General features: G+C 44.4%; 19 protein-coding genes. 7 read left to right on the top strand and 12 right to left on the bottom strand.

Annotation, left to right across the window (positions count from 1 at the left end; all coding sequences use genetic code 11):
- Window positions 1-29: 29 nt before the first annotated feature.
- On the bottom strand, window positions 30-680 hold the full coding sequence (locus MD535_RS03910) for a PilZ domain-containing protein (protein ID WP_265673631.1): 651 nt from the start codon (window positions 678-680) through the stop codon (window positions 30-32).
- A 224-nt stretch (window positions 681-904) separates the two neighbouring features.
- Here MD535_RS03910 and MD535_RS03905 point away from each other — a divergent pair, with 224 nt between their 5' ends.
- Together MD535_RS03905 and MD535_RS03900 are read left to right on the top strand one after the other, a co-directional pair.
- Complete coding sequence (locus MD535_RS03905) at window positions 905-3,043, top strand: TonB-dependent siderophore receptor (RefSeq protein WP_265673630.1); 2,139 nt, start codon at window positions 905-907, stop codon at window positions 3,041-3,043.
- 396 nt (window positions 3,044-3,439) lie between these two features.
- Window positions 3,440-4,300, top strand: a complete 861-nt coding sequence (locus tag MD535_RS03900) for a GGDEF domain-containing protein (protein ID WP_265673629.1) — start codon at window positions 3,440-3,442, stop codon at window positions 4,298-4,300.
- Between the two features lie 54 nt (window positions 4,301-4,354).
- Here the strand turns inward: MD535_RS03900 and arsJ are convergent, their stop codons facing one another.
- The 3 genes from arsJ to MD535_RS03885 form a co-directional block, all read right to left on the bottom strand.
- Complete coding sequence (gene arsJ / locus MD535_RS03895) at window positions 4,355-5,578, bottom strand: organoarsenical effux MFS transporter ArsJ (RefSeq protein ID WP_265673628.1); 1,224 nt, start codon at window positions 5,576-5,578, stop codon at window positions 4,355-4,357.
- 67 nt (window positions 5,579-5,645) lie between these two features.
- Complete coding sequence (locus MD535_RS03890) at window positions 5,646-6,143, bottom strand: phosphatase domain-containing putative toxin (protein ID WP_265673627.1); 498 nt, start codon at window positions 6,141-6,143, stop codon at window positions 5,646-5,648.
- Window positions 6,143-7,147 (bottom strand): ArsJ-associated glyceraldehyde-3-phosphate dehydrogenase, encoded by a 1,005-nt coding sequence (locus MD535_RS03885; protein ID WP_265673626.1) that lies wholly within the window; start codon window positions 7,145-7,147, stop codon window positions 6,143-6,145. The genes MD535_RS03890 and MD535_RS03885 overlap by 1 nt, the downstream gene beginning before the upstream one ends.
- A gap of 381 nt (window positions 7,148-7,528) precedes the next feature.
- Between MD535_RS03885 and MD535_RS03880 the strand changes: the two genes are divergently transcribed.
- The 3 genes from MD535_RS03880 to MD535_RS03870 all read left to right on the top strand — a co-directional run bounded on the left by MD535_RS03880 (window position 7,529) and on the right by MD535_RS03870 (window position 11,023).
- Window positions 7,529-8,287, top strand: a complete 759-nt coding sequence (locus tag MD535_RS03880; RefSeq protein ID WP_265673625.1) for a metalloregulator ArsR/SmtB family transcription factor — start codon at window positions 7,529-7,531, stop codon at window positions 8,285-8,287.
- Between the two features lie 483 nt (window positions 8,288-8,770).
- Window positions 8,771-10,183 (top strand): pyruvate kinase PykF, encoded by a 1,413-nt coding sequence (gene pykF, locus MD535_RS03875; protein WP_265673624.1) that lies wholly within the window; start codon window positions 8,771-8,773, stop codon window positions 10,181-10,183.
- 156 nt (window positions 10,184-10,339) lie between these two features.
- Entirely contained in the window at window positions 10,340-11,023 is a 684-nt protein-coding gene (locus tag MD535_RS03870; RefSeq protein ID WP_265673810.1) for a GntR family transcriptional regulator, read from the top strand.
- A gap of 502 nt (window positions 11,024-11,525) precedes the next feature.
- On the opposite strand, the gene MD535_RS03865 is transcribed toward MD535_RS03870, so the two are convergent.
- Window positions 11,526-12,665, bottom strand: a complete 1,140-nt coding sequence (locus tag MD535_RS03865) for an arginase family protein (protein ID WP_250615802.1) — start codon at window positions 12,663-12,665, stop codon at window positions 11,526-11,528.
- Between the two features lie 127 nt (window positions 12,666-12,792).
- Between MD535_RS03865 and MD535_RS03860 the strand changes: the two genes are divergently transcribed.
- Complete coding sequence (locus MD535_RS03860; RefSeq protein WP_265673623.1) at window positions 12,793-13,824, top strand: AraC family transcriptional regulator; 1,032 nt, start codon at window positions 12,793-12,795, stop codon at window positions 13,822-13,824.
- A 113-nt stretch (window positions 13,825-13,937) separates the two neighbouring features.
- Here the strand turns inward: MD535_RS03860 and MD535_RS03855 are convergent, their stop codons facing one another.
- From MD535_RS03855 to rlmD, 6 genes are all read right to left on the bottom strand, one after another.
- Entirely contained in the window at window positions 13,938-15,113 is a 1,176-nt protein-coding gene (locus tag MD535_RS03855) for an Ldh family oxidoreductase (protein ID WP_265673622.1), read from the bottom strand.
- Between the two features lie 199 nt (window positions 15,114-15,312).
- Window positions 15,313-16,614, bottom strand: a complete 1,302-nt coding sequence (eno, locus tag MD535_RS03850) for a phosphopyruvate hydratase (RefSeq protein ID WP_250615805.1) — start codon at window positions 16,612-16,614, stop codon at window positions 15,313-15,315.
- Window positions 16,615-16,696: 82 nt separating this feature from the next.
- Window positions 16,697-18,337, bottom strand: coding sequence for a CTP synthase (locus tag MD535_RS03845; protein ID WP_265673621.1), 1,641 nt, complete (start codon window positions 18,335-18,337; stop codon window positions 16,697-16,699).
- Window positions 18,338-18,498: 161 nt separating this feature from the next.
- On the bottom strand, window positions 18,499-19,305 hold the full coding sequence (gene mazG, locus MD535_RS03840) for a nucleoside triphosphate pyrophosphohydrolase (protein ID WP_265673620.1): 807 nt from the start codon (window positions 19,303-19,305) through the stop codon (window positions 18,499-18,501).
- Between the two features lie 210 nt (window positions 19,306-19,515).
- Window positions 19,516-21,738, bottom strand: coding sequence for a GTP diphosphokinase (relA, locus tag MD535_RS03835; protein ID WP_265673619.1), 2,223 nt, complete (start codon window positions 21,736-21,738; stop codon window positions 19,516-19,518).
- An 82-nt stretch (window positions 21,739-21,820) separates the two neighbouring features.
- Window positions 21,821-23,137 carry a 23S rRNA (uracil(1939)-C(5))-methyltransferase RlmD gene (gene rlmD / locus MD535_RS03830; protein ID WP_265673618.1) on the bottom strand — a complete coding sequence of 439 codons (1,317 nt, stop codon included), beginning with the start codon at window positions 23,135-23,137 and terminating at the stop codon, window positions 21,821-21,823.
- Window positions 23,138-23,339: 202 nt separating this feature from the next.
- On the opposite strand from rlmD, the gene barA reads away from it, so the two are divergent.
- A complete protein-coding gene (gene barA / locus MD535_RS03825) occupies window positions 23,340-26,156 on the top strand; it encodes a two-component sensor histidine kinase BarA (RefSeq protein ID WP_265673617.1) in 2,817 nt (938 codons plus the stop codon).
- 160 nt (window positions 26,157-26,316) lie between these two features.
- Here the strand turns inward: barA and acpS are convergent, their stop codons facing one another.
- Entirely contained in the window at window positions 26,317-26,697 is a 381-nt protein-coding gene (gene acpS / locus MD535_RS03820) for a holo-ACP synthase (protein ID WP_265673616.1), read from the bottom strand.
- Window positions 26,698-26,730: the final 33 nt, after the last annotated feature.

The following is a 26,730-nucleotide window of genomic DNA, read 5'->3' as shown; positions in this document are numbered from 1 at the left end:
CCAGTTAATTTTGGTGAATACTGACACAACTAGGTCACCTGCATTGACATTTCAGCGAGAGCATTCTTTAGCGCATTCGACATGAGTATTTGTTGATTAAATTGAATACCAATCAACGAACCTTGCCCCTGCTTTTTGATACTGGCTATCTCGAACGTAATACTACTTGGCAAAAATCGGTTCAATGCCGTCTCAACTTTCACTTCTAGACCTTTGCAAAAATCATGCGACTGTTCAGTATAAATGCCACACCCCGACACCGAAAAGTCGATTACTTTGCCATCAACACCAGCCTGACCAAACGAGACAGTACATGGCAAATCCAATTTATAGCGTGAGTGTTCACGTATAGGTTTGGACACCACTCGCTCCGGGATTGATAAGTACAGCTGTTTGCAAATTACACCGGAAAAAGCCTGCCACTGGGACTTAAACGCAATAACATGGCCAAAGCTGCTGTCCGTTAACCCTCGCACCACCAATTCTTTATCGACCAATTTGTCCAACAAACGCTCATCAATACCAGACACATCAAGCAGGATAAACTGTTCCACCTTATAACCGATGAGCGTTGAGGGAATACCTCTGATTTGATCACTATCATTGATAGACAAGCTCAACCTCATTCCAGGCTTCAAATACCGATAATAATCCTGCGGCTTAGTTAACGCCTGCCCCATAAATAGTCCCCTCCGACAAAAGCAACAATTGAATTACATCGTAATTACCTTGTCTTTGCAATCACTTACCTCTCATCTCAAAAAATACAAACGCTTACAAAATTAATAATTGAAAATGATAATAAATATCATTAGTATTCGATCGCCAATACGAATAGTGGCATAACAAAATAAATAATTAACTAAAAAATTGCTTTGATTACGACAAGCAAGGAAAGCCTAGAATGAAATTAGCACCAACAACCCTTTGTAGTGCAGTGGTACTCGCACTTAGTACTTCCCCAATTTACGCTGCAGAACCATCAGCAAATTCCGCCTCGAGCACAGATGAAACGATGACTATTCACGCTCAAAGCTTTGATGATTATAAAGTAGACAGTGCCAGCGGTGCGATGCGTACCGACGCCACGATGCTAGAGACACCTCAATCCGTTACCGTCATCCCGGAAATCGTTTTGGATGAACAACTCGCCACAACCCTAGGTGAAGCACTCCAAAATGACGCCAGTGTCAGTGCTGGAACTAAAAAGTGGAACCGTGAAGTATTCAGTTTACGTGGCTTCGAGCTCGATTCCGGTTCAAGCTACTTAAGAAACGGGCAAGCTCAGTTTTCTCACTACATGCTCCCAATAGAAACACTTGAGCGAGTCGAGATCCTCAAAGGACCGTCAAGCCTACTATACGGTCAGACCACACCGGGCGGCTTGATCAACATGGTGTCGAAAAAACCAACTTATGAGCCGATGTTGAATATCGGTACGGATATTGACCACTTAGGTAGCAAACGTATCCACGTTGATGCGTCGGGCCCACTCAATGAGTCAGGGACGATCCGTGGCCGTACGGTATTAGTCAAACAGGACACCGTTGAATCACGTCAATATTCCAATGGCGATAACCGAGAACGTGATCGCTTCCTTGGCTACGGTGTCATTGAGGCAGACTTAGCGGACTGGGGCTTAGTCTCGGTTCATTATGAAAGAACGCAAGATAAAGCCAATATTGACTCGGGAGCATGGTTAGACGCTGACGGTAATACGATAGGCGGCCGTGACCTTATTCGTGATATGCCTTGGGCCTTTACTGATAATAACATTGAAAACATTGGCACCGATTTAACGGTTTATATCAATTCTAGCTGGACTGCGAAAGCAAGCTACAATCACCAGACGCTAACACGACACAGAAAAGACTCATCGCCAAGACCAACAAGCAATACGATCGTTGATGGCAGCTACGAAATTAAACCATTCGACCGTCATGATGACTGGAAGCTTCAGACTTTTCACTTAGACCTCAATGGCGATTTTGACGCTCTAGGTGTGAATCACAGAACCTTGTTTGGCATGAACGGAAAATTGTATAACTATGAACAGTACAAAGAAAGTTCAGGTGCTACTCCCGTAATTCCTGGCCAACCCTATCCAAAGGATCCGGGCAATGATTACCGAAAAGACACCACCGCGTACCGCTCTGACAATCAATTTTACGGTTTCTACGCGCAAGATCTCGTGACACTAAACGATCAGTGGCAAGTGTTATTGGGTGGCCGTTATGATCTTTTCTATAAAGATCAGCAAAACAGTGATGGTAGCGTTGATATAAAAGGCGCACACGACAGCCAATCTTTCTCTCCTAAAGCGGGGGTTATTTTCCACCCAGCCTACAATGGTAGTATTTACGCGAACTATTCGGAAAGCTTTGAACCACAAAACAACGTGGTTAACGGCGATGACTCCATTACTGAACGAGTACCAGAAACCAGCCGTCAATATGAGGTCGGGACAAAATGGGAGCTCATGGATAACCGACTTCTTGTCACTGGTGCCTTGTTCGATATTGAGAAAAAGAATATCAGTATCAGTGAAACCATCAATGGCAGCTCAGTGACAACACAAGGTGGCGTTCAGCACCATCGTGGTGCTGAAGCCGCAGCACAAGGTCAAATTTTCGATAAATGGTTTGTCATGACGTCTGCCATGTACCTTGACGCCGAATATTCAAAGCACGACGATTATCAAGGCAACCGTCCCGTCAATGTTCCTGAATGGTCTGGCTCTGCGTGGACTCGCTATTCAATGACGGATAACACGGCTTTCAACCTTGGTTTATTTTATCAAGGCGATCGTTGGGCTGACCACGAAAACACCGTGAAAATGGATGGCTATGCTCGCGTAGATGCGGGGGCTTCCCACCAAATTAAGAGCGGCGATATTCGCTGGGACTTTCGCTTTAACATCGAAAACCTATTCGATAAAGAGTACCTAGCCGGCGCAGGTGGAAGCTCTTCAAACGGTGTGATTACCGATGTTCATTATGGTGATGAGCGAAAATTCAAACTTTCCGTCAATGCAACGTTCTAGTATTTGTGAACGACAACCCAAAGAGCGCTTCGGCGCTCTTTTTCAATTTCATCACGACAACCAACATGAGTGTTGGAGCCTAAAACGGTAAACCGCCGTATAGCCATTATTTGCTAATATCTAGGTCATATGAACTCGCATCACCTAGAACTAAAATCGTAATAACACCAAACAAAACAGCCGATTAAAGTTTCAACACGACCTGACCACCAGCTCTATTTTTACTTTTTAACTGTCTCACTGGTGAGAATTTATACATAAATACTAAATTAGCAAGAACAAGGTGATGTGCATCACGGTTCTTATGCAATTGACATGTTAGAAACCCTGCAAAACGATAACTATAACCGTCGCTTTAAGATTGAGTAACGAGTTTATCTGAGTAGGATATTGGCAGTGACAGACTTAACATACCACCAAGCGATCGGGCTCTTCCAGCACTTCCCCGGCTTTCTTTCCATTCGCGACGCCAAACACAACTACCTTTATCTAAATGATAAGTTCTCACATTGGCTTCGTCAGTATACCCACGTCAATCCGCTGGGAATGAATGCGATCGAATTCGCTCAGCTCGTGCCTGATGATGTCGCCCACATGCTTAAAAAGTGCCACGATGCCAGTATGGAGTATTTAGAGTTTGGTGAATGCGCCCCTAAAATCATTCCATTTAAAACCCCTACAGAGACGTTGTACTACAACGTACTCAAATTTAAAGTTCTGATTGAAGATGAATTGTACATCTACACCACTAGCTTCGACGTCACTGAATTACATCAAGAAGCTAAGTTCTTCGAAAAAAAAGCCTATACCGACCCTCTGACAAAATTGCACAACCTTGCTTACTTAAACTCAATACAATGGCAAGAAGGGATATGTGTCGCCGTAGACTTAGACAACTTTAAGCAAGTCAATGATGAGATGGGGCACAGTGAGGGGGATCGAGTTCTGACTAAATTTGCCCGCTGCTTACGACAATCATTTGCTAGTACCGATAAGCTCATACGATATGGAGGGGATGAGTTTATCGTTCTCACTTCGTCGAGCGATGATGCGTTATTGCAATTAGCACTAACCAAGCTAGAAAACGCCTTTAAACAGCGCTTTGGCCAATATCAAGATTTAGCTTATAGCGTTGGTATTTCCTCTTTCCATCACAACTTGCGTACAACACTCAAACAGGCCGATAGAAATATGTATAGCAATAAACACAAGCGTAAAGCACACCTAATCAGTGGCGATCGTTTTGTGGAATCATAAGGAAATGAGAGACAGCAGTGATGCCACATTGCTATCTCCTGCCATCTTGCTAAATCAATGACTGTGGTTCGCCTTTTTTACCCCCGGCAGGCGTAGCGAAATCACAGTGGTGACGAGTAAAAAAGCGAATGAAACCCAAAGACATGCCGCTAAGCCCGATACTTGATAAACCCAACCTGAGAGAATCGTACCAATAAGTCTGCCCATCGCATTGGCCATGTAGTAAAAACCGACATCCAGCGATACACCGTCGCCTTTTGCATAGCTCACAATTAAGTAACTATGTAAGGACGAATTTACGGCAAAAACAGCACCAAAGAGTAGCAATCCCGCGACAATCACAAACTGAGGGTGCCATTCATTTTGCACGCCCAAAGCGACTAACCCGGTGACAACCGCTAACGCAAGTACCCACCAAAACGCCGCTGCACCATCTGGAACCTGTCCTTTAGATTTACCAGTAATCTTAGGAGCAAACCCTTGTACAAACCCGTAAGCGATTACCCATAAAGCAAGAAATCCCCCGACCCAACTATGATTCCAGCCAAACACTGAACCTAAATAAATCGGTAGCGCAACCACAAACCAAACGTCCCTTGCGCCAAACAAAAACAACCGAGCCGCTGATAAAATATTAATGCTCTCAGATTTAGAAAAAATCTGTTTAAACTTGGGCTTAGATTTCGCCTTACCGAGATCATTCTCCAAATGCGTCACACTGCCAATGAAGACCAACGCCAGCACGCCAGCCATGGCCAGTACCGCATACTGGAACCCCAATACCGATAACAACACGCCGCCAATAAAGAACCCAGCCCCTTTTAATGCATTTTTTGACCCCGTAAGAATCGCAATCCATTTATACAACGCACCTTGTTGTTCATCCGGAACCAGCGTTTTAATCGCACTTTTCGCACTCATTTTATTGAGATCTTTCGCGATTCCCGACAATGCTTGCGCAGCCATAACCCAGGGGATAGTTAAGGCGGCACTTGGTACGGCTAGCATCAACAAAGCAATAATCTGCATACCAAGACCAATGTTCATGGTGCGATTGAGACCAAGCCGTGCACCAAGCCACCCTCCCACTAGATTGGTCACCACGCCAAAAAACTCATAAAAAAGGAACAAAGAAGCAATGGCTAGCGTGCTATAACCTAGGTCATGAAAATACAGTACGACTAACATCCGTAGCGCACCATCGGTAATGGTAAAATTCCAGTAATTAAAGGTGACTAGCATGTACTGGCGTACACTTTTACTTAAATTAGACAACATGATTTTTGGCCTAATGCAGACAGATACAAAGAACATAAAAAAGCCCTCAACAGAGGGCGTTCACAAATTAGAATGTGGCTGCCAACTTCTCGACATAATCAATTTGTGGTGACTTGGTAAATGCACCAGGACGAAGTGCTTGCACCTCTTTACGGATTGTTGCTAAATCCCAGCCTAATTCAAGTAACAAATTGGCGGCTAAAAGCCCGGTTCTTCCCGAACCGCCCATACAGTGCATCGCGACTTTTTCACCGGATTTGATAGCTTGATGGAGTGTAGGTGAAATAGCTGACCATTGAGCAGCAAACGCCTCACCTGGTGCTTTATCATCTTCAATTGGCGTTTGGAACCATTTCATTCCAAGCACTTGCGCTGCATTACCCAGTTCAGACACCCCTTTTTCTGACATCTCACTGTTATCTAGCGCCGTCACAATAATAGTGACACCTTGCGCTTTTAGCTGTGACAGCGACTCTTGTAAAGACACCCCTTTAGTGCCTGGACAAGGTGTAAAAACAAGTGTTGCCTCATTAACGCTTAGTTCCCATGTAGGATGCATTGTCATTACCCCGCTAATCCAACAGTACGTGCCAATTCCGCTGTACGTGTGGCATAACCCATTTCATTGTCATACCACGCATAAATCTTAACCATACGGGTCCCTACTACCATGGTTGATAACGCGTCGACAATAGTCGAACGTTGGTCACCTTTATAATCGATAGAGACTAGCGGACGTGCTTCAAAGCCAAGAATACCCGCAAGCTCGCCTTCTGATGCTTCTTTTAATAAAGCATTCACTTCTTCAGCAGTCGTATCACGTTTCACATCAAAAATGATATCGGTGAGTGACGCATTCGCTAATGGTACTCGAACCGCATGGCCATTGATTTTATCTTTCAATTCAGGGAATATTTCAACGATAGCCGTCGCACTTCCCGTTGTCGTTGGAATCAAACTCATCCCACAGGCGCGAGCACGTCGAAGATCTTTATGGGGCGCATCTAAAATGGTTTGGGTATTGGTCAAATCATGAATTGTCGTGAACGCCGCTTGCTCAATACCCAGTTTCTCATGAATCACTTTTACTACAGGCGCCAAGCAGTTCGTCGTACATGAGGCAGCCGTAACAATGCGATGCACAGCAGGATCGAAAATATGATCGTTCACGCCCACAACAATATTGGCAATACCGTCTTCTTTAACGGGAGCGGAAACCACAACACGTTTCACGCCTTGCTCTAGGTACTGATTCAAATAAGAGGTTTTACGATGCACACCTGTCGCCTCAATGACGACGTCACAATCAGACCAATCAACCGCATTGATATCACGCTGTTGGGTGGTGGCTACCTTTTGGCCATTAATAACAAGGGTTGTCCCCTCTACTTGAACATCATGATGCCAACGACCTTGGATTGAATCGAATTCAAGAAGGTGGCCAAGCGTCTTTGCATCACCCGCTACGTCATTAATCATAACAAACTCAAGCTCGGGCCAATCAAACGCTGCACGCAACGCTAAACGACCGATTCGCCCAAAACCATTAATTCCTACTTTGATAGCCATAGAATGCTCTCTTTTTGCGATATGAAGGGTCCGTTGTACTCTAAAGTAACACCACTTCGTTAAAGTTTAGTCGATAAATGTTTTGCCAACTTTCGGCCATTATCGGGCTATTTATGTTCTGAAACCATACCGCGATAACATGACAGCAATGCAAGTCCCCCTCGCTAGGGAGCCTTCAAAATGCATTGCTTCCTTGCCCTACTGCGTGGCAATTCTGATAAAAGCCACGCTTAGTACATATGGATATGCGCATATATTAAATTTAAGATATAGATAGTCAAGGATCTTTTCATCCCGTCATAAAACTTTCATAATATGCACGCATTGTTAGTTTAATGTTCCCGTGACCTTGGTTACTCAAGCTCATACGTTGAGGATAATATGAAAAAAACCATTCTGTTTGTGTGCCGTGGAAACTCAGCAAGATCACAACTGGCCGAAGCCATTGTTAATCATCATTATCATGAACAATACCAAGCATTCAGCGCAGGCAGTCGCCCCTCTAATGTCGATAAGAGAACCATTGAGACGTTGGAAAACGCAGGATACAACACTCAGGATCTTCGCTCTAAATCGCTGCAAGAGTTTGACGACCAACATTTTGATTACGTCATCACACTATGCTCATCCGCCCAATCTGAATGTGGGATTTTTAAAAACAGCAACGAAAGCATATTTTGGGACTTACCTACCCCCACGTCGTATTCAGATCCCTTATTCGACGCCTCTTTGACTGATCTCCAACAACGCATTAAGTGGTTTATGCTGGTTCATGGCAAAATCAGTGAACAAGGATTTGATCCACTCGTCGTCCATAAATGCTTATCGGATCAAACGCGCCTAATGATTGCACTGATGATTTTTTCTGAAATAGAGCTTAGCGTGGGTGAACTGTGTGAAGCATTACAAGAATCTCAGCCAAAGATCTCTCGCGCACTTGGCGTACTGAGACAATGTGGAATGGTTACCGATAGGCGAAAAGGACAATGGGTATACTATTCGATTTCAGAGAAACTGCCTGATTGGGCGCAAGCGATTCTCACAGCCTCACTTTCTAGTATGGTTGCGCAGTTACTTGCTGCACACCAGCTACTGAATCAATCGATTAATCGACCACATCGACATGATGTCCCTCATTAGTGACGGTCTACTTGGTTGAATTTCACTCAAAAAACGAATAATGCCGGAAAGAAATACTGTAACTGGAAAGTACATTCTGAAAAAAAGTTACAACATATTGATGATTCATCCAAATTATTTATTTCGATCTAAAAATTAAATATTAAGCGCCGAAAGCTTGCTCTAAAACAAGTTATGTACCGTGAACTTTAATCAATTAGGTGGTAGAATCCGCACCGAAAAGAAAATAAATTACGAAATTATTGTTTATTTTTTTGCAATATCGCTGACATAAAGCGGGTTGCATCACAGAATTCGAGGCAAGAAAGCGCCTTAACTGGTCATAAAATGACTAAATGTATTGAAAGACTTTCATACCAAGAAGACGAAAAGCTAGATGAAATTTTGATAGCGCACATGAATTATTAGTGGGCATTTCTAGCCTTCTCGGTGGACAACGACTAACTTCAAATTGTAAATATTACTTACCGGAGAGTAACTTCCATGAAAAAGACCAAAATCGTATGTACGATTGGCCCAAAAACTGAATCTGTAGAAAAGCTGACTGAACTTGTCAATGCAGGCATGAACGTAATGCGCCTGAACTTCTCTCACGGTAACTTCGAAGAGCACGCAGCTCGCATCACTAACTACCGCGAAGTAATGGCGACAGTTGGCAAGCAGCTTGCAATCCTGCTTGATACTAAAGGTCCAGAAATCCGTACAATCAAACTAGAAGACGGCAACGATGTCGACCTAGTTGCTGGTCAAGAATTCACGTTTACTACTGACGCGTCAGTTGTTGGTAACAAAGATGTGGTTGCAGTTACCTACCTTGGTTTTGCAAAAGATCTTTCTGCAGGTAACACTATCCTAGTCGATGACGGCCTAATCGAGATGGAAGTTATCGCGACAACTGAAACTGAAGTTAAGTGTAAAGTTCTTAACAACGGTGCACTTGGCGAAAACAAAGGTGTTAACCTTCCTGGCGTTTCAGTTAAGCTTCCAGCGCTTTCTGAAAAAGACAAAGCTGACCTTAAATTCGGTTGTGAGCAAGGCGTTGACTTCGTTGCTGCTTCTTTCATCCGTAAAGAAGAAGACGTAAAAGAAATTCGTGAATTGCTAAACGCAAACGGCGGCGAAAACATCCACATCATCTCTAAAATTGAGAACCAAGAAGGTGTTGATAACTTCGACGCAATTCTTGAAGCTTCTGACGGCATCATGGTTGCTCGTGGCGATCTAGGCGTTGAAATCCCAGCAGAAGAAGTTATCTTTGCTCAGAAGATGATGATTGAGAAGTGTAACCGTGCACGTAAAGTTGTTATCACGGCAACTCAAATGCTTGACTCTATGATTCAAAACCCACGTCCAACTCGCGCAGAAGCGGGTGACGTAGCAAACGCAATCATGGACGGTACTGATGCCGTTATGCTTTCAGGCGAAACAGCGAAAGGTAAATACCCAGTTGAAGCTGTGACTATCATGGCTCAAATCGCTAACCGTACCGACAGCGCACTTAAAGCTGAACTTGGTTCACGTCTAGACAGCCCACGCCTACGTATTACTGAAGCCGTATGTAAAGGTGCAGTAGACACAGCTGAAAAACTGGCTGCTCCACTGATCATCGTTGCTACAGATGGTGGTAAGTCTGCACGTTCTGTACGTAAATACTTCCCAACAGCTAGCATCGTAGCGCTAACAACGAATCCAAAAACAGCAGCACAACTTGTACTAACAAAAGGTGTTCGCCCAGTTCTTGTTGATTCCATTGAAAGCACTGACGCATTCTACAAAAACGGTAAAGAGTACGCTCTAAGCTCTGGTTTTGGTAAGAAAGGCGATATCGTTGTTATGGTTTCTGGTGCACTTGTTGCTTCAGGCACAACGAACACCGCTTCTGTACACGTACTTTAATTCCTACGTTACATAACCAACATCTATAAAAAGAGGGCTTAGGCCCTCTTTTTTTTATAATTTTTCTTGCCCAATATTTCCACACACTGTACTATCCTCGGCGACTTACAACACGCCATACTGCATGTTTGTTTTAGTCTATTATTCCATTGGATGATGAGGTGTATTGTGTCGAGCCCAACATTGACGGACAAAGTCGCAAAAGATATTTGTCAGGATATTCTATCGGGAGAGTTAAAGCCGAACCAAAAATTGGTTGTCGCTGAGCTTAAAGAAAAATATAACGTCGGTGCATCTCCTATACGAGAAGCATTGATTCAATTATCTTGGATCAAATACGTCAAGCTAGAGCCACAAAAAGGCTGCTGGGTGGCGCCAATATCCAAAACAGAACTTTATGACCTACATGAAAGCTTGAATGTCGTCGCTTCTGTTTTGTTGGAAAAATCAATCCAACAAGGTAATGAAAATTGGGAGCTCAATATTCTGACCGAGTTCCATAAACTCTCTCGCTTTAAATTTCAGGGTGATAACTTTAACTGGAAAGAGTGGGAAGAGCGCCAAGAAGCCTTCTATCTTGCGCTATTTAGTGGCTGCTTTTCGAAAAATATGCAGGAGTTCTTGCACGACATTATTCGTCAGATCAAACGCTATCGCCAAGTATCATTAAACCGCTATCCAAAAGGATTTGAAGAGATATTTCGTATTGATGAGCATGAAAAAATCATGAAACTGACACTTGATAAAGATCTGGACGCCGCAAAGCACCAGTTATCGACATTCATCAGTGCCATGATCAAAGAGATTGAACCTCAAATCGATGCGATTGAAATGGCATAAAAAAGCCGGGGCAACCCCGGCTTTTTTACCATCCAAAGAACTCTTTATGATGAGTGTTTAACAACAACACCATTGGCAAAAAGTATAATGCGCTTAGCTTAATACCGAGAACCACAAGCGTTCCGATGGTTAACCTTACAAGAAAGTGACTGTACATAATTGGCCTCATACACCCAACACCCTGATTTCCCTACCAGTTCATGAAATTACAAAACTAACCTGCCAAAGGATTAGGTCATTTCTCTTTCATTTTTTGGGCAAAATGTAACTAAAAAAGTGTGATATTGTGCAAAGAAACGGTAGTTTACTCGCAATCCCATACAGGTCAAGTTTTAACCTACATTAGACTAAAGTCTAATGTAGTAGCACGATTTTTCCACCCTTGGTTACACTCAATCCGTTTCTATTCGCGGTATTTTCCTCGATTCTTAAATGCAAGAAAGCCAGCGGCAATGACCACTGGCTTTCAACTTATTCTTTACGCCAACATTAAGCGATTGGATTAAAACTCGATATTACGACCAAAGCTCATTGGCCATTCAGTCGGGTTTTTCTTACCTTCACGAATGTAACGACATTCAGCAAGCCAAACGAGCAATTCCCAGCCGAATGCAGCCGTCAGCAACGCGTCTTTTTCGTCGCTATTTTTCTGAGGTGCAAATTCTGCGATATCTGCGCCAACTAGGTTAATACGTTTTGTTGCTCGCAACTTACGGAAAATATCGTAGTACATGCGCGCTGATACCCCGAATGGATCTGGACTTGAGTTTGCACTGTGATCAAGAAGATCGAGTCCATCAAGGTCAAATGTCAGGTAAACAGGACGACCATCGCCTTGCTTCTCAAGGATTTGCTCAACGATGTAGTCGATACCAAGATCATACATTTCATCCGCTAGGAAGAAATTACCGCCAATCGCCTTCGCCTTACCTTGCTGAGAAGCACACCAACGACCACGCATGCCCATGCTCACACTGGTTGTCGGGTCAATTGCACCTTCTGAAGCAAGACGGCAGTACCAGTTGCCCGAGTAAGATTCATAATCGAAATCTGCACGAGTCAACAGATCGAAGTGACCGTCGATGTGGATTAAAGAAACCGGACCATGAACTTTAGCTAGTGCAGCAGGGCCTGGGTAAGCGACAGTATGATCACCACCAAAGAAGAATGGCGTACAACCGTGATTGATCACCATGTCATCAACCACTTTCTGAGCATTGCGCATTTCTTCATCTAAGTTGAACTGACCTAAACCATCCCAGTTACCGTGATCGATAATGTTACACAGTTCAAACGGCATTGTGCCATCTTGGTGAATAAGACCCATACCCGTTTTAGATGCATCGCGAATCGCACCTGGACCAAATTTATGACCACCAGCATTTGGTGAACACTTGTCCATCGTCAAACCGTACATTACGATGTCTGCGTTTTCAAAGTTGTTTACATAAGGCGCGCCAAATGCACCGACGTGCTCTTTACCTAACAAGCTAAACGCTTCAACACCTTGCTCAGCCATACGCTGCTGCATAGGCGCAATATCGTCGTTGATATAAAAATCGGCGTCAGACTTATTCCAGTAGATATCTTTATAGAGTTCTAAGTTTTCTTTTGAAATTTCAACACGTTTTGGCTTAAACATGGGCGATTCCTCTAATGATTAATTTGGTGAATAACTTCACCGCAAGCTATGGGAAAATTATAATTGCTACTCTGGCAATTGCTTATTACACTTCAGGACATGGTTATTACATTTTCGGACAACTCACATGACCTCATTAAATCAACAACACTTCTTTGATGCCATTTTGGGGTACTGGGAAAGTATTGTCCGAAGTGAGTCTACTGTTCCCATCGATATTTCAGACTTTTTGCGCAAGGCCGGTATCATCCGCATCACTCAAGGGCAATATCAGCCGATCCAAGCCAGCCAGGTGCATACATTAATGGCGATTACCGTTGAACAACTGCATATTGATGGACTTGGATTACGCATTGCCAAACGGCTAAAGCTTCAGGATATGGGCGCCTGGGGGTATGCGATGATTAGCTGCCAAAACCTCAAACAACTCCTTGATACTGGATTACAATTTTCATATATCACCAAAGATTATGTCGACATACACATTGGCTATGATAGCGAATATGCTTACATTACTGCCGATGACCGCTCACATGGAAGGTCGGCTCAGCACTACACGATTGAAGATGCCATTTGTCACTACTATCTGGGTATCGAGCGATTTCTAGGGCAAGAGTTTGACCGCAAACGCGTTCATGTTGACTTCGCCTACCCGGCTCCCCATTACTTACCTTTGTACAAAACTATCTTTACTACCAATCTGAGCTTTAATAGCCAACAAAATCAGCTGCGCTTTCCTGTCGAGTGGATACGTTCGGCCATTTCGATGAATCCAGCTCTTATCGCACATGTTGCCACTTTACAAAGTCAAACCATTATAGATGACACAACAACGCAGCCCATCAGCTACCAAATAAGAGTGAAATTACTGACTCAATTGAAATATGGACTGCCCACGATGGAAGCGATGGCTATAGAAATGAATACCACGAGTCGCACACTTAGACGAAAGTTGATAGCAGAAGAGACCACTTATAAGCACTTAGTCCTTGATACACGGATGCAAGTGGCACGCGACTACTTACTTAACACCCCATTAAGCACGACGGAAATTGCAGAACTACTCAGCTACCATTCCTCCCCGCCGTTTTTTAGAGCGTTTCAAAACTATTATGGTATGAGCCCCCATCAATACCGCATTCAATCACGTCACGAATAACACTTCGCGATAGTGATAGTGATAGTGATAGTGATAGTGATAGTGAGCCAGATGTTCGACACAAAAAAGCCCAGTCAAAGACTGGGCTAAAATCAAGTGCGTATGATTTTGAATTACTTGCGAATGGTTTCCGCAGCGCGCTCAGCGCCTACTTTCTCTTCCCATTTCGCATTTAACGCTTCGATAGTGGTACCAGAGCGCTCTAGGAAAGATTTGAAACCAACCCAGTGTGAATCCATAACTTGGTGAGTATCTGTAGACTCAGCCATTGCTTTTAGACCCCACTCATCTGGGATGTAAACTTCGTTGAAGCCTTTACGTGGGCGGTTTGCTTTTTGTGCTTTCACAAACGCATCGCTCTTACGCTTCACTTCTTCGATAGGACCAAAGTGGCTTGGGTCAATCACTAGGATGTAAGAACCGCCGACTGGACACGGTGCATTTTCCATTGTGAAGAAATCACTTGGGATTGCTGGAAGCTCAGGTGCGATCGTGCCTTTCGGGTTGATGATCGCTGTCATGACTTCATTCCAGATGTTGATAGAGTAAAGACGAGGCGTTAGGAACGTCCAAGGTGCTTTACAGTCAGCAACACGGCCGTAGCCTTCAATTAGAGAGCCCCACTTACGAGCATCAGCAGTCAGTTCACCTGTATCTTGGTCAACAAGCGCTGCTACGTGTAGGTCACGGTCGTTGACGATAGCATCACAGATGTGAGAGTCGTAGCCTTCACCGATCATGATAGACGTAACGAGAGGTAGTTCATCACCGCCCACACACGCCGCATCAAATGGAGGACAAGACATGGTTGGATCCATACCACCAAACGGCGCGTTTAGAGGAACAGAGTTGTTTGAAGACATCGCGAACATGCCTTCTTTCATTGCCATCTGTGTGTAGTTTGAGAAGTTGCCGCCGTCACAGTGATCGTAACCAAATACAATCGAGATACCGTGCTTACGTGCTTTTTCGATAGCCGTTTGAGCCATCAATGTACATGCGTAGTGACCAGAAGACTTCTTACCATCGTAAACAGCCCAAGTGTCACCTTCAGACTCGATAACAGGCGTCGTTGAAGGGTCCAAGATACCAGCTTCATAAGGAATCGTTACCGCTTCAATAACACCTAGACCTTGGTGTAGTTTACCTTGTAGGCCACCAACAAGTAGGTTATGCGCTAGGATATCAGCGTGCTCTTGAGTTGAGCCGATGTGTTTCCATGATTCAGAAACAATGAATGAGAAATATTCGTTGTCAAATGTCGTGGTAGGGCTTGGTACGTTAGCCATGGTAAAGTCCTCTATCAGTAGGGATATGTTCTATTAAGACTGTCACCACTTTAACCGATTTCTCCAGATGAAGAAGTAACATACTGGATGCTGTTACTCGCACTGTTACTCATTTCCGCTGTTACCATCACAAATTCCGCGTATAAAAAAAGCCGCTCTCGAAGAGCGGCTTCATTAAAATCCGTTAACGATTAAGCGATTACGCTTGACCTTTAACTTCTTTTAGACCGTTGAAAGGTGCACGCTCACCTAGAGCTTCTTCGATGCGAAGAAGTTGGTTGTACTTAGCAACACGGTCAGAACGGCTCATAGAACCAGTTTTGATTTGACCTGCAGCTGTACCTACCGCTAGATCAGCGATAGTTGCATCTTCAGTTTCGCCAGAACGGTGAGAGATTACTGCTGTAAAGCCAGCGTCTTTAGCCATCTTGATTGCAGCTAGAGTCTCTGTAAGTGAACCGATTTGGTTGAACTTGATTAGGATAGAGTTAGTGATGCCTTCTTCGATACCACGAGCTAGAATCTTAGTGTTTGTAACGAATAGATCGTCACCAACGAGTTGAAGCTTGTCGCCTAGAAGTTCAGTTTGGTGCTTGAAGCCAGCCCAATCTGATTCGTCAAGACCGTCTTCGATAGATACGATTGGGTATTGGTTAGCAAGGTCTTGTAGGTAGAAGTTAAACTCTTCAGAAGTGAAGATTTTGCCTTCGCCTTTCATGTTGTACTTGCCAGTTTCTTTGTCGAAGAACTCAGAAGCCGCACAGTCCATAGCAAGAGTAACGTCTTTACCTAGTACGTAACCAGCAGCTTCAACAGCTTCTTGGATAGCAGCTAGAGCAGCAGCGTTAGACTCAAGGTTAGGAGCGAAACCACCTTCATCACCAACTGCAGTGCTTAGGCCTTTAGCTTTAAGTACTTTCGCTAGGTTGTGGAATACTTCAGCACCGATACGTAGCGCTTCTTTAAGCGTTTTTGCACCAACTGGTTGGATCATGAACTCTTGGATATCAACGTTGTTATCAGCGTGCTCACCACCGTTGATGATGTTCATCATTGGTAGAGGCATAGAGAATTGACCAGGAGTGCCGTTTAGCTCAGCGATGTGCTCGAACAAAGGCATGCCTTTAGCAGCAGCTGCTGCTTTAGCGTTCGCTAGAGAAACCGCTAGGATAGCGTTCGCGCCGAACTTAGATTTGTTTTCAGTACCATCTAGGTCGATCATTACTTGGTCAACGTCAGCTTGTGCTTTCGCGTCTTGACCAACGAGTGCTTCAGCGATTGGGCCGTTAACAGCTTCAATTGCTTTAAGAACACCTTTACCTAGGAAACGTGATTTGTCACCGTCACGTAGCTCAAGAGCTTCGCGAGAACCAGTAGAAGCACCAGATGGAGCTGCTGCCATACCAACGAAACCGCCTTCTAGGTGAACTTCAGCTTCTACCGTTGGGTTACCACGTGAGTCGATGATTTCACGACCTAGAACTTTAACGATCTTAGACATTGATGTTTCCTCTCAATAAATAAAAATTTAATGTCAATTTAAAGGCAGCCGCATAACCTTCGCAGCCGCCCGTATCCTTTTACTATTTATCTTCTGATCCGCGTTGGAACTCACCCGCCGCTTTCACAAAGCCGCTAAACAATGGGTGGCCATCACGAGGTGTTGAAGTGAATTCTGGGTGGAACTGCGCAGCTACAAACCATGGGTGAGCTGGGTTCTCGATCACTTCAACCAGTTTCTTGTCTGCTGACAAACCAGAAACTTTAAGTCCTGCTTTTTCGATCTGTGGACGAAGGAGGTTGTTCACTTCGTAACGGTGACGGTGACGCTCATGGATTTTCGCATTGCCATAAAGCTCAAACGCTTTCGTGCCTTTTTCAAGGTGACATAGCTGAGAACCAAGACGCATCGTGCCGCCTAGATCCGACGTTTCAGTACGTTCTTCAACTTTACCTTCGCCGTCTACCCACTCTGTGATCAAGCCTACCACAGGGTATTTTGTTTCTTTGTTAAATTCTGTTGAATGTGCACCTTCCATACCCGCTACGTTGCGCGCGTATTCGATCAGTGCGACTTGCATACCTAAACAGATACCCAAGTACGGTACTTTGTTTTCACGAGCAAATTGTGCCGCGCGGATCTTACCTTCCACACCACGGTCACCAAAGCCACCAGGTACAAGAATTGCGTCTAGACCGGCTAGTGCTTCTTCACCTTTAGACTCAACATCTTGTGAATCAACGTACTTAATTTTCACACTCAGGCGATTCTTAAGACCTGCGTGCTTCAGTGCTTCGTTCACTGACTTATAAGCATCTGGTAGTTCAATATACTTACCTACCATACCAATCACAACTTCTGCTGTTGGGTTGGCTTCTTCGTAGATAACTTGTTCCCATTCAGACAAGTCAGCTTCTGGTGCTTCAATACCAAAGCGTGCACAGACAAGGTCATCAAGGCCTTGTGCGCGGATAAGCTGAGGGATCTTGTAAATAGAATCTACATCCTTCATTGAGATAACGGCTTTTTCCTGAACATTACAGAAAAGAGCAATTTTCTTACGCTCGTTCGCTGGGATAATACGGTCGCTACGACAAACAAGGATATCTGGCTGAATACCAATTGACAGAAGCTCTTTTACAGAGTGCTGAGTTGGTTTCGTTTTCACTTCACCTGCTGCCGCTAAGTAAGGAACCAGAGTTAGGTGCATAAACATTGCACGCTCACGACCAAGCTCTACTGCTAACTGACGAATCGCTTCCATAAATGGCAAAGATTCGATATCACCAACAGTACCACCAACTTCAACGATAGCGACATCGTGACCTTGAGAACCAGCGATCACGCGATCTTTGATTTCGTTAGTAATGTGTGGAATAACTTGAATCGTTGCACCTAGGTAATCACCACGACGTTCTTTAGCAAGAACATCAGAGTAAACACGGCCAGCAGTAAAGTTGTTACGCTTGGTCATCTTGGTACGAATGAAACGCTCATAGTGACCAAGGTCAAGATCCGTTTCCGCGCCATCTTCCGTGACAAACACTTCACCATGTTGAGTCGGGCTCATTGTGCCTGGATCAACGTTGATGTAAGGGTCAAGCTTCATCATAGTCACTTTAAGACCACGAGCTTCTAAAATTGCTGCCAGCGATGCTGCTGCAATACCTTTACCTAGAGAGGATACGACCCCGCCAGTAACAAAAATGTAATTTGTCGTCATGTTTAACCTGAAATTGGTTGAATGAGGGAAATGGATTACTTCTGGACGGGATGAAAATATACCAGAAGCCCTTTATCGCCACAACGTGAAACTTATCACATTCAAAATTTTTATTTTTTGCTTCAAATCAATTCTAGAAACTAACTCGAATGGGAAGTGCATCACAGTTCGGTCGATTTTTCTTGTTTTTTAACATCATTCCAAAAGCCGTCAAGCTCTTGCAGGGTAAAGTCTGTAAGCAATTTACCACGTTCTGAAACACACGTTTCAACCCCCTTAAAACGCCTCGAAAATTTATTGTTCGCTTTTCGTAGCGCCACTTCAGGATCGGACTTTAGGTGCCGAGAAAGATTCACAACAGAAAATAATAAATCGCCAATTTCTTCTTCGAGCTTATCTTCATCCACGTTAAGCTGAATCGCTTCATGCACGACTTCATCAATTTCTTCTTGAACCTTGTCCACAACAGGCCCCAGAGCGCCCCAATCAAAACCAAACTTAGCCACACGCTTTTGTATTTTATTGGCTTTAGAAAGGGCAGGCAGCGACTGTGGTATTGAGTCTAGAATACTTTTTTCTGTTTTGCCTACTTCTGCCTTTTCCTTCTGTTTCTCAGCTTCCCAGTTAGCGTCAATCGCGGCTTCATCTGCAAATTCAGTATCACTAAATACATGGGGGTGACGTCGTGTCAGTTTCTCATTGAGTCCTTCCACCACGTCATTAAAATCAAACAGTTTTTGCTCTTTAGCCATCTGACTATAGAAGATCACTTGGAACAACAAGTCTCCCAGTTCTTCTTGCAAGTTCGGCCAGTCTTGATTATGGATCGCATCAACAACCTCATACGTTTCTTCTATGGTATGAGGCACGATCGTGTCAAAGGTTTGTTTTCTGTCCCACGGGCAGCCTTTTTTTTCGTCTCTGAGTTGCGCCATGATGCTGAGAAGTTGCTCGACGGGTTGAGTCATATTAAATTCCTGAACAATGTATTTCCTAAAATATTCAATTCAAAACAGCTTGATTCGAAATAAGCTAGTGATAGGTCGCACCTATGAAAACGTAAGTGTGGGCGAATAAAAAGGGTTGGAAAACCAACCCTTTATTTTTCAACAATGTTGTCATTTCCTACACAGGGTGACAGTGAGTCATTGACTTAACCGTGCCCCTGATTACACACATCACCCTAAGCGCTTCACTTTCATCACATCTTTGATCTGCTCAATGCGATTGGTCACGCGAGACAAGACTTCAATGTTATTCAGTTCAAGATCAAAATCCATAATGGTTAATTGACGCTTGTAGTCATTACGACTTTTCATACTGATGACTTTCACTTTCTCATTGGTGAGTAATGTCGTGACGTCTTTCAATAATCCGCTTCGCTCTAGGGCTTCAACACGAATTGTCAAAATATAAGAGCCAACAAAGCCACTGCCCCAAACCGTATCTATGATTCGCTCTGGCGCATGATGACTCAACTCTTCAAGCTGCTCACAGTCGCTTCGGTGTACAGAGATGCCTCGACCTTGGGTGATATAACCTTTAATAATATCGCCAGGGATAGGCTGACAGCAACGCGCTAGATGAGTCATGAGATTATCAACCCCTTCAACCACGACCGCATCTTTATGAGGGCGACTCTGTTGACTGGCTTTTGTTTCCGACTCTTTGAGTTTCTCTAGGGCTTTTTGATCTTCTTCTTCCGCCGTTGGCTTGTTGACCAACGCATTGATGTGGTTGATGACCTGATGGATTCGCAGATCGCCACTACCAATACCCGCGTATAGCTCATCAGGCGTATTGACATTAAAGCGCTTCAACGCATATTGGTCGGCATCTTTTAATGTCGCACCAATTTTTGCCAATTCCGCTTCGAGGATATCTCGTCCCGCCTCTAGATTTTTCTCGCGACTTTCCTTGCGGAACCAAGCATTAATTTTCGCTCGTGCGCGACCAGAATGAACAAAGCCCAATGTCGGATTTAACCAATCTCGGGAAGGGTTAGGCTCTTTTTGGGTGATAATCTCCACTTGGTCACCCATCGATAATTGATGGGTAAACGGAACAATGCGCCCTGCTACTTTCGCGCCAATACAGCGATGACCCACCATTGAGTGGATGTGGTAGGCAAAGTCTAGTGGCGTGGCACCCATAGGCAGGTCAACCACATCACCACGTGGTGTAAAGGCATACACTCGGTCATCAAAAACCTGACTTCGAACCTCATCCAGCATTTCGCCAGAATCGGACATTTCTTCTTGCCAATCCAGTAGCTTACGCAACCAGGTGATTTTTTCATCGTAACCGCTTCGAGCCGTGCTGCTGCCTTCTTTGTATTTCCAGTGAGCCGCAACGCCGAGTTCAGAGTCCTCATGCATTTCCTTAGTACGAATCTGAATTTCAATGGTTTTACCTTCTGGCCCCAACACAACGGTATGGATAGACTGGTAACCATTGGGCTTTGGATTCGCAACGTAGTCATCAAACTCACTTGGCAGGTGTTTGTATTTAGTATGCACCACCCCTAACGCCGCATAGCAATCTTGTAAGCGTTCAGCAATGATACGGACCGCACGTACATCAAAAAGCTCATCAAAATCCAAGCTCTTTTTCTGCATTTTTCGCCAAATACTGTAAATATGCTTTGGACGGCCGCTAACTTCAGCGAGAATTTGAGAGCGATGCATCTCGTCAGTCAAGTCATCGACGAAATCTTTAATGTATTGCTCACGGACAATGCGTCGCTCAGCAAGTTGCTTAGCGATTTTTTTATAGGTAATGGAGTGCTGGTATCGAAATGCGTAATCTTCAATTTCCCATTTCAATTGACCAATACCGAGACGGTTAGCCAGCGGCGCATAAATATTGGCGCACTCTTTAGCTGCGGCGATTCTTACTTCATCCGGTTCATCTTTTACTTCACGCAGGTTACAGATTCGCTCCGCCAATTTGATGACAACACAGCGGAAATCATCAACCATGGCTAACAGCATGCGTCTAACGTTGTCGACCTGCCCAGAAGCTTCTGACCCCTCTAACGTCACGTTAAGTTGACCAATGGCGGCCATTTCTTCAACGCCATCGATCATTTTAAGGATTTCTTTTCCGTAAGTTTCTTCGAGTAATTCCCTATCAAATAATCCACTAGAGACTATCGGATACAGCAAAGCTGTAATGAGAGTGGCTTTGTCCATCGAAAGGGTGATGAGGATCTCAATCATCTCTCTACCACGCCACAACAACAAGGACCCTTGTTCATTACCTTCTACGAGCGTTTCGCATTGGGTATAAACTTCTTTCAGCCGTTTAGCGATCGTTTTATCTTGCTTTAATGAAGCAATCCAACTCGCTAACTCAAACTGTTCTTCAGGGTTCAAATGCGCGCTTCTTACCGCAACCATTACTTTGTTCTTCCTAGTTTTATTAGTTAACTAACCTATCCCAGTTAGCCCATGACCTACGTTAGAGATCATTCAAAAATTGTCATTTTTCAAACAATGCCATCGACTCTAGATGACTGGTTTGTGGAAACATGTCCATCATACCAAGTTTCTTAAGCGTGTAGCCTTGTGCAATAAGGCTCTGACTATCTCTGGCAAGGGTAGCAGGATTGCAAGAAACATAAAGCACTCGCGTTGCTCCAAGTCCAGAAACTTGATCTATCACGCCAGTCGCCCCAGCACGGGCTGGATCTAATAAAATCGCGTCGAATTTTTGTTCAGCCCATGGCGAGTTCGTCAACGCCTCTTCCAAGTTAGCTTGATAAAATTCAACGTTATCGAGTTTATTTAACGCAGCATTGTTCGTTGCCCAATCCACCATCTCTTGGATGCCTTCCACGCCGACGACTTGCTTGGATAATTTCGCTAATGGAAGAGTAAAGTTACCTAGCCCACAGAACAGATCCAGTACTCGTTCCTGCTTTGTCGGTGCCAACCAACTCAGTGCCTGCGCGACCATTTCTTGGTTGATTTTTTGATTCACTTGAATAAAGTGAGTCGGTAAAAAAGGTAGCATCACACCCGTCTCACCATATTGTGCCACATCGCCATGGACTCGATTTAGCACACCACTTTCTGGCATGAGGTATAAGGTCAAATCGTGTTTTTTTGCCAGCTGTAGTAGACGCTGTTCGTCTCCCTCGGCCAACGGCTGCATATGGCGTAAAACTGCAACCGGACCATTGTCTGCCATCACTAACTCAAGATGACCGAGAGTATGAGGATGCTGAAAGCTCGTTAATAACGTTCTGAACTCAGGGATCAATGCATTAAGTTGACTATCGAGAACCGGGCAGCCATCTATTGCGACCAGTTGTTTGCTCTGCTTGCGGCGAAAGCCCATTTGCAACGGCCCTTTTGCTTTATCGGCGTACAGGCTCAAACGAGCTCTTCTGCGGTACCCCGTTCCCTCCCCAATAATAGAATCAGACAGTGACAACTGTTGGCCAGCAATTTTGCTCATTAATTGCGACAGCGCTTGCTGCTTATATTGACGTTGGTCGTCCAAAGATAGGTGCTGTTGAGTGCACCCCCCACACGCTTCATAGTGTGGACATAATGGCTTAACTCGCTGCGCGCTAGGCTTAATCACCTTAATCAAGTTTGCTTTAGAAAACTTACTTTTGGTTTCCGTGAGCTGCACTAAAACGGTTTCATCTGGAAGTGCCCCCTCAATAAACACCGGTTTTTTATTTTGATAGGCGATACCTGCGCCGTGGTGATCTAAACGTGCGATCACCATTTCTTGGTGTTTCTTTGAGAATGCGGTTTGCTTTGTCGGTTTAAAAAAACGTGCCATGCCTATTTCCAGTATTTAGCCGTGCAGAAACGCTCTGCACTACAAAAATTTGTTAGAGTTTCACTATTCTTTGGTTGAATGATTGTCGAACAGCGCTGCTTTGATTAAGCTTACGACATCCTAGGGGATGCAGTACTGGGTATTGTCCCATATCCACTCAGTAGATGTAATCACTCCCAGCAAATTATGACTTCGAATTAAAATGACAAGATACGGCCTTCGCGCTCGCGTTATAACTCTAACCCTAGCACCCACGCTCATTATTGGGCTTTTATTGAGTGCTTTTTTTTCTTATAACCGCTATCACGACCTTGAGTCTCAAGTACTCAATGCCGGAGCAAGCATTATTGAACCCTTAGCCATCGCTAGTGAACAAGGTGTCATGGCGCAAAGTCGCGAGTCCGTTCGGCGTCTCATTAGCTACGCACACCGAAAGAATTCTAAATTTGTTCGTAGCATTGCCGTTTTTGATGCTAATCACGAACTGTTCGTTACCTCGAACTTTCATCCTAATTTCAACTCGTTAATGCTGCCAAAAGATAAGCCTATCCCCTACCTAAGCTCTTCAGAGTTTCATGACAACACCTTGATTTTACGCGCGCCTATATTAGCAGAAAGTCAATTAATCTCGGATACACGACAGCTAACCTCCACCAGTAAAACATTGGGCTACATCGCGATTGAGCTCGATTTATCCTCATTGCGGCTACAGCAATACCAAGAGGTCTTCTCGGCCATTTTAGTGCTGATTTTAGGACTGATTTTGTCTGGTATTTTCGCCTATCGATTAATGCACGATGTCACGCGGCCAATTTCTCATATGAAAAACATGGTCGACCGAATTCGGCGTGGTCACTTAGATGTTCGAATTGAAGGCAAAATGCATGGTGAACTCGACTCGCTAAAAAATGGTATCAATGCCATGGCGGTATCACTATCCGAATACCATGTCGAAATGCAGCACAGTATCGACCAAGCCACGTCAGATCTTCGCGAAACATTAGAACAACTGGAGATCCAAAACGTTGAGCTTGATATTGCTAAAAAACGAGCACAAGAAGCAGCACGAGTAAAATCGGAGTTTCTTGCCAACATGTCTCATGAGCTAAGAACACCACTCAATGGCGTGATTGGTTTCACCCGACAGATGCTAAAAACCCAGCTGTCTAACAGCCAAACCGATTACCTTCAAACCATTGAGAAATCAGCTAATAACCTTCTAAATATCATCAACGACATTTTGGATTTTTCTAAACTAGAAGCGGGTAAACTGGCACTTGAGAACATCCCATTTGAATTCCAAGACAGCCTCGAAGAGGTGGTGGCACTGCAAGCCACCAGTGCGCATGAAAAAGGCCTAGAGCTGACGCTTAAAGTCGATGCAAAGGTACCAAATGGATTGGTCGGCGACCCAATGCGTATCCAACAAATTCTCACAAACTTAGTGGGCAACTCAATTAAGTTTACCGAGCGCGGTAACATTGACATCAGTGTCGAATTAAAATCGCAAAAAGAAGATCGTGTCGAACTGCAATTCATGGTGCGCGATACCGGTATAGGTATTTCTGAACGACAGCAAGCACAACTCTTCCAGGCCTTTAGTCAGGCCGATGCCAGCATTTCTCGTCGCTATGGCGGAACCGGGCTAGGTTTGGTCATCACACAGAAATTAGTTGGTCAAATGGGAGGGGAAATCAGTCTCACTAGCCGCCTACACCAAGGCTCCACCTTCTGGTTTACTATACGACTGCATTCTACAGAGATCCCAATGATTGACCCTGTAGACCCGATGATCATCCATAATAAGCGTCTGCTTTTGGTTGAACCCAACATGCAAGCGGCTTCTGTCTTACAGCAAAACCTCACCAACCAAGGGGTAATGGTAACGTATCGCTCGACACTACCTGAACGACTTGAAGCCTTTGACTACATTATTTTGTGCTTACCAACCAATGAAGAAATTCCACTCACTACCATTGAGAGCTGGATTAAGCACTGTAAGAGTTCTACCTCTAATATCATTATCGGTACCGCCAGCACACAGTTAGCATTGTCGGATTACCTCATGCAAACCCATGAAGTGCAGTGCTTAACAAAGCCGCTGGCCCGTAAGCGCCTAATGCAGGCATTAGTGGATAAACAGCCGGTCAACCCGGTACTGCCTGTTCTCTATGAGTCGACGGAAAAACGCCCGCTCACGGTCATGGCGGTGGATGACAACCCTGCGAACCTCAAATTGATTACAGCCCTGTTATCCGAGCGCGTGGAAACCGTCGTGTCTTACTCTAGCGGTCAACTATCGGTTGAAAAAGCACAAGCACAACACTTTGATATTGTTTTGATGGACATTCAAATGCCGCATATGGACGGTGTTACCGCCTGTAAACTGATTAAAGAAACAAGCCTAAACAGCACGACTCCCGTCATCGCGGTCACCGCTCATGCTATGACAGGGGAGCGTGATAGGTTAATTTCGGAAGGCATGGATGATTATCTCACAAAGCCAATAGATGAGATGGCATTGCAGCAGGTACTCAATAAATGGGTTCCACCACGCACACTCGAACACGACGCTATCCTTGACTTCGTTACCCCTGAGACGACGGAAGCGCATCCGTCATCGTCCTCTAGCGATAACACGCCAGCAACACCGATTAGCGCAGCAAAAAATGTCGTCATAGATTGGTCAGAGGCTTTAAAACAAGCGGCGAATAAAGACGATCTCGCCGTCGATATGCTGCAAATGCTCATCGAATTTATACCAGAAGTACAGCGTCTCTCAGAACGAATACTTGATGAAGGGTTTTCAGACAAAGAAGAGGTGATTCATTTAATCCATAAACTCCATGGCAGTTGCTCATACAGCGGTGTACCAAGGCTTAAATCGATCTGTGCAACCATAGAAAAAGCCCTGCGCTCGGGCGGTGCTATTGAATCGATTGAACCTGAATTGTTTGAACTGCAAGATGAGATGGAAAAAGTGCTGGAAACCTCAAAGCTCTACCTCAATAAAAGCTAGCACTTAATCCACTAAGGCGCTGTTGCAAATGCAAAATAAAATTCACATTGCAATAATTGGTAGCCCAATAAAATAGAAAAGGCGCGAGGCAGTATTCACTGCGTCGCGCCCTTTATTTTCAATGAACTGATTTTGCGAGTCAGCGCCTAATAGACATTAACTACTGCTCTATTATCACCGTAGCAACGGCATAGTGTCGCTCATCAGATAGAGTCAGGTGGACTGACGTTGCCCCCATTGAAGCCGCAATTTCAGCCGCTTTATTGGATAACGTAAGCATAGGCTTACCATTGTCATCATTGGCAATGGTAAAGTCCTGAAAACTAACGCCATGGGCGATGCCAGTACCGAGGGCTTTTGACGCCGCCTCTTTGGCAGCGAAACGCTTAGCAAGAAAGCGCCCCTTCTGCTTGAGCGAGCTAAACGTCACCCATTCCGCTTGCGTCAAAATTCGTTTTGCAAATGCTTCGCCAGAGCGAGTGAGTGCTTTTTCAATTCGCTCTATCTCTGCGATGTCCGTGCCTAAACCCAAAATTGCCATACAAGGTTACACCTAACTATCTTGCGAACTCAT

The sequence above is a fragment of the Vibrio qingdaonensis genome (assembly GCF_026191675.1).
GTDB classification, from domain to species: domain Bacteria; phylum Pseudomonadota; class Gammaproteobacteria; order Enterobacterales; family Vibrionaceae; genus Vibrio; species Vibrio qingdaonensis.
Note: the sequence above shows the minus strand (reverse complement) of the source record. Positions and strands in the feature narration are given on the sequence as shown.

Coding starts and splice junctions, on each gene's coding strand:
- MD535_RS03870 (WP_265673810.1), top strand. CDS start 10,340: ATGAGGTGTATTGTGTCGAGCCCAACATTGACGGACAAAGTCGCAAAA.
- MD535_RS03905 (WP_265673630.1), top strand. CDS start 905: ATGAAATTAGCACCAACAACCCTTTGTAGTGCAGTGGTACTCGCACTT.
- MD535_RS03910 (WP_265673631.1), bottom strand. CDS start 680: ATGGGGCAGGCGTTAACTAAGCCGCAGGATTATTATCGGTATTTGAAG.
- mazG (WP_265673620.1), bottom strand. CDS start 19,305: ATGACTCAACCCGTCGAGCAACTTCTCAGCATCATGGCGCAACTCAGA.
- pykF (WP_265673624.1), top strand. CDS start 8,771: ATGAAAAAGACCAAAATCGTATGTACGATTGGCCCAAAAACTGAATCT.
- eno (WP_250615805.1), bottom strand. CDS start 16,614: ATGTCTAAGATCGTTAAAGTTCTAGGTCGTGAAATCATCGACTCACGT.
- acpS (WP_265673616.1), bottom strand. CDS start 26,697: ATGGCAATTTTGGGTTTAGGCACGGACATCGCAGAGATAGAGCGAATT.
- MD535_RS03855 (WP_265673622.1), bottom strand. CDS start 15,113: ATGGCTAACGTACCAAGCCCTACCACGACATTTGACAACGAATATTTC.
- barA (WP_265673617.1), top strand. CDS start 23,340: ATGACAAGATACGGCCTTCGCGCTCGCGTTATAACTCTAACCCTAGCA.
- relA (WP_265673619.1), bottom strand. CDS start 21,738: ATGGTTGCGGTAAGAAGCGCGCATTTGAACCCTGAAGAACAGTTTGAG.
- MD535_RS03860 (WP_265673623.1), top strand. CDS start 12,793: ATGACCTCATTAAATCAACAACACTTCTTTGATGCCATTTTGGGGTAC.
- MD535_RS03890 (WP_265673627.1), bottom strand. CDS start 6,143: ATGACAATGCATCCTACATGGGAACTAAGCGTTAATGAGGCAACACTT.
- MD535_RS03845 (WP_265673621.1), bottom strand. CDS start 18,337: ATGACGACAAATTACATTTTTGTTACTGGCGGGGTCGTATCCTCTCTA.
- MD535_RS03865 (WP_250615802.1), bottom strand. CDS start 12,665: ATGTTTAAGCCAAAACGTGTTGAAATTTCAAAAGAAAACTTAGAACTC.
- MD535_RS03885 (WP_265673626.1), bottom strand. CDS start 7,147: ATGGCTATCAAAGTAGGAATTAATGGTTTTGGGCGAATCGGTCGTTTA.
- arsJ (WP_265673628.1), bottom strand. CDS start 5,578: ATGTTGTCTAATTTAAGTAAAAGTGTACGCCAGTACATGCTAGTCACC.
- MD535_RS03880 (WP_265673625.1), top strand. CDS start 7,529: ATGAAAAAAACCATTCTGTTTGTGTGCCGTGGAAACTCAGCAAGATCA.
- rlmD (WP_265673618.1), bottom strand. CDS start 23,137: ATGGCACGTTTTTTTAAACCGACAAAGCAAACCGCATTCTCAAAGAAA.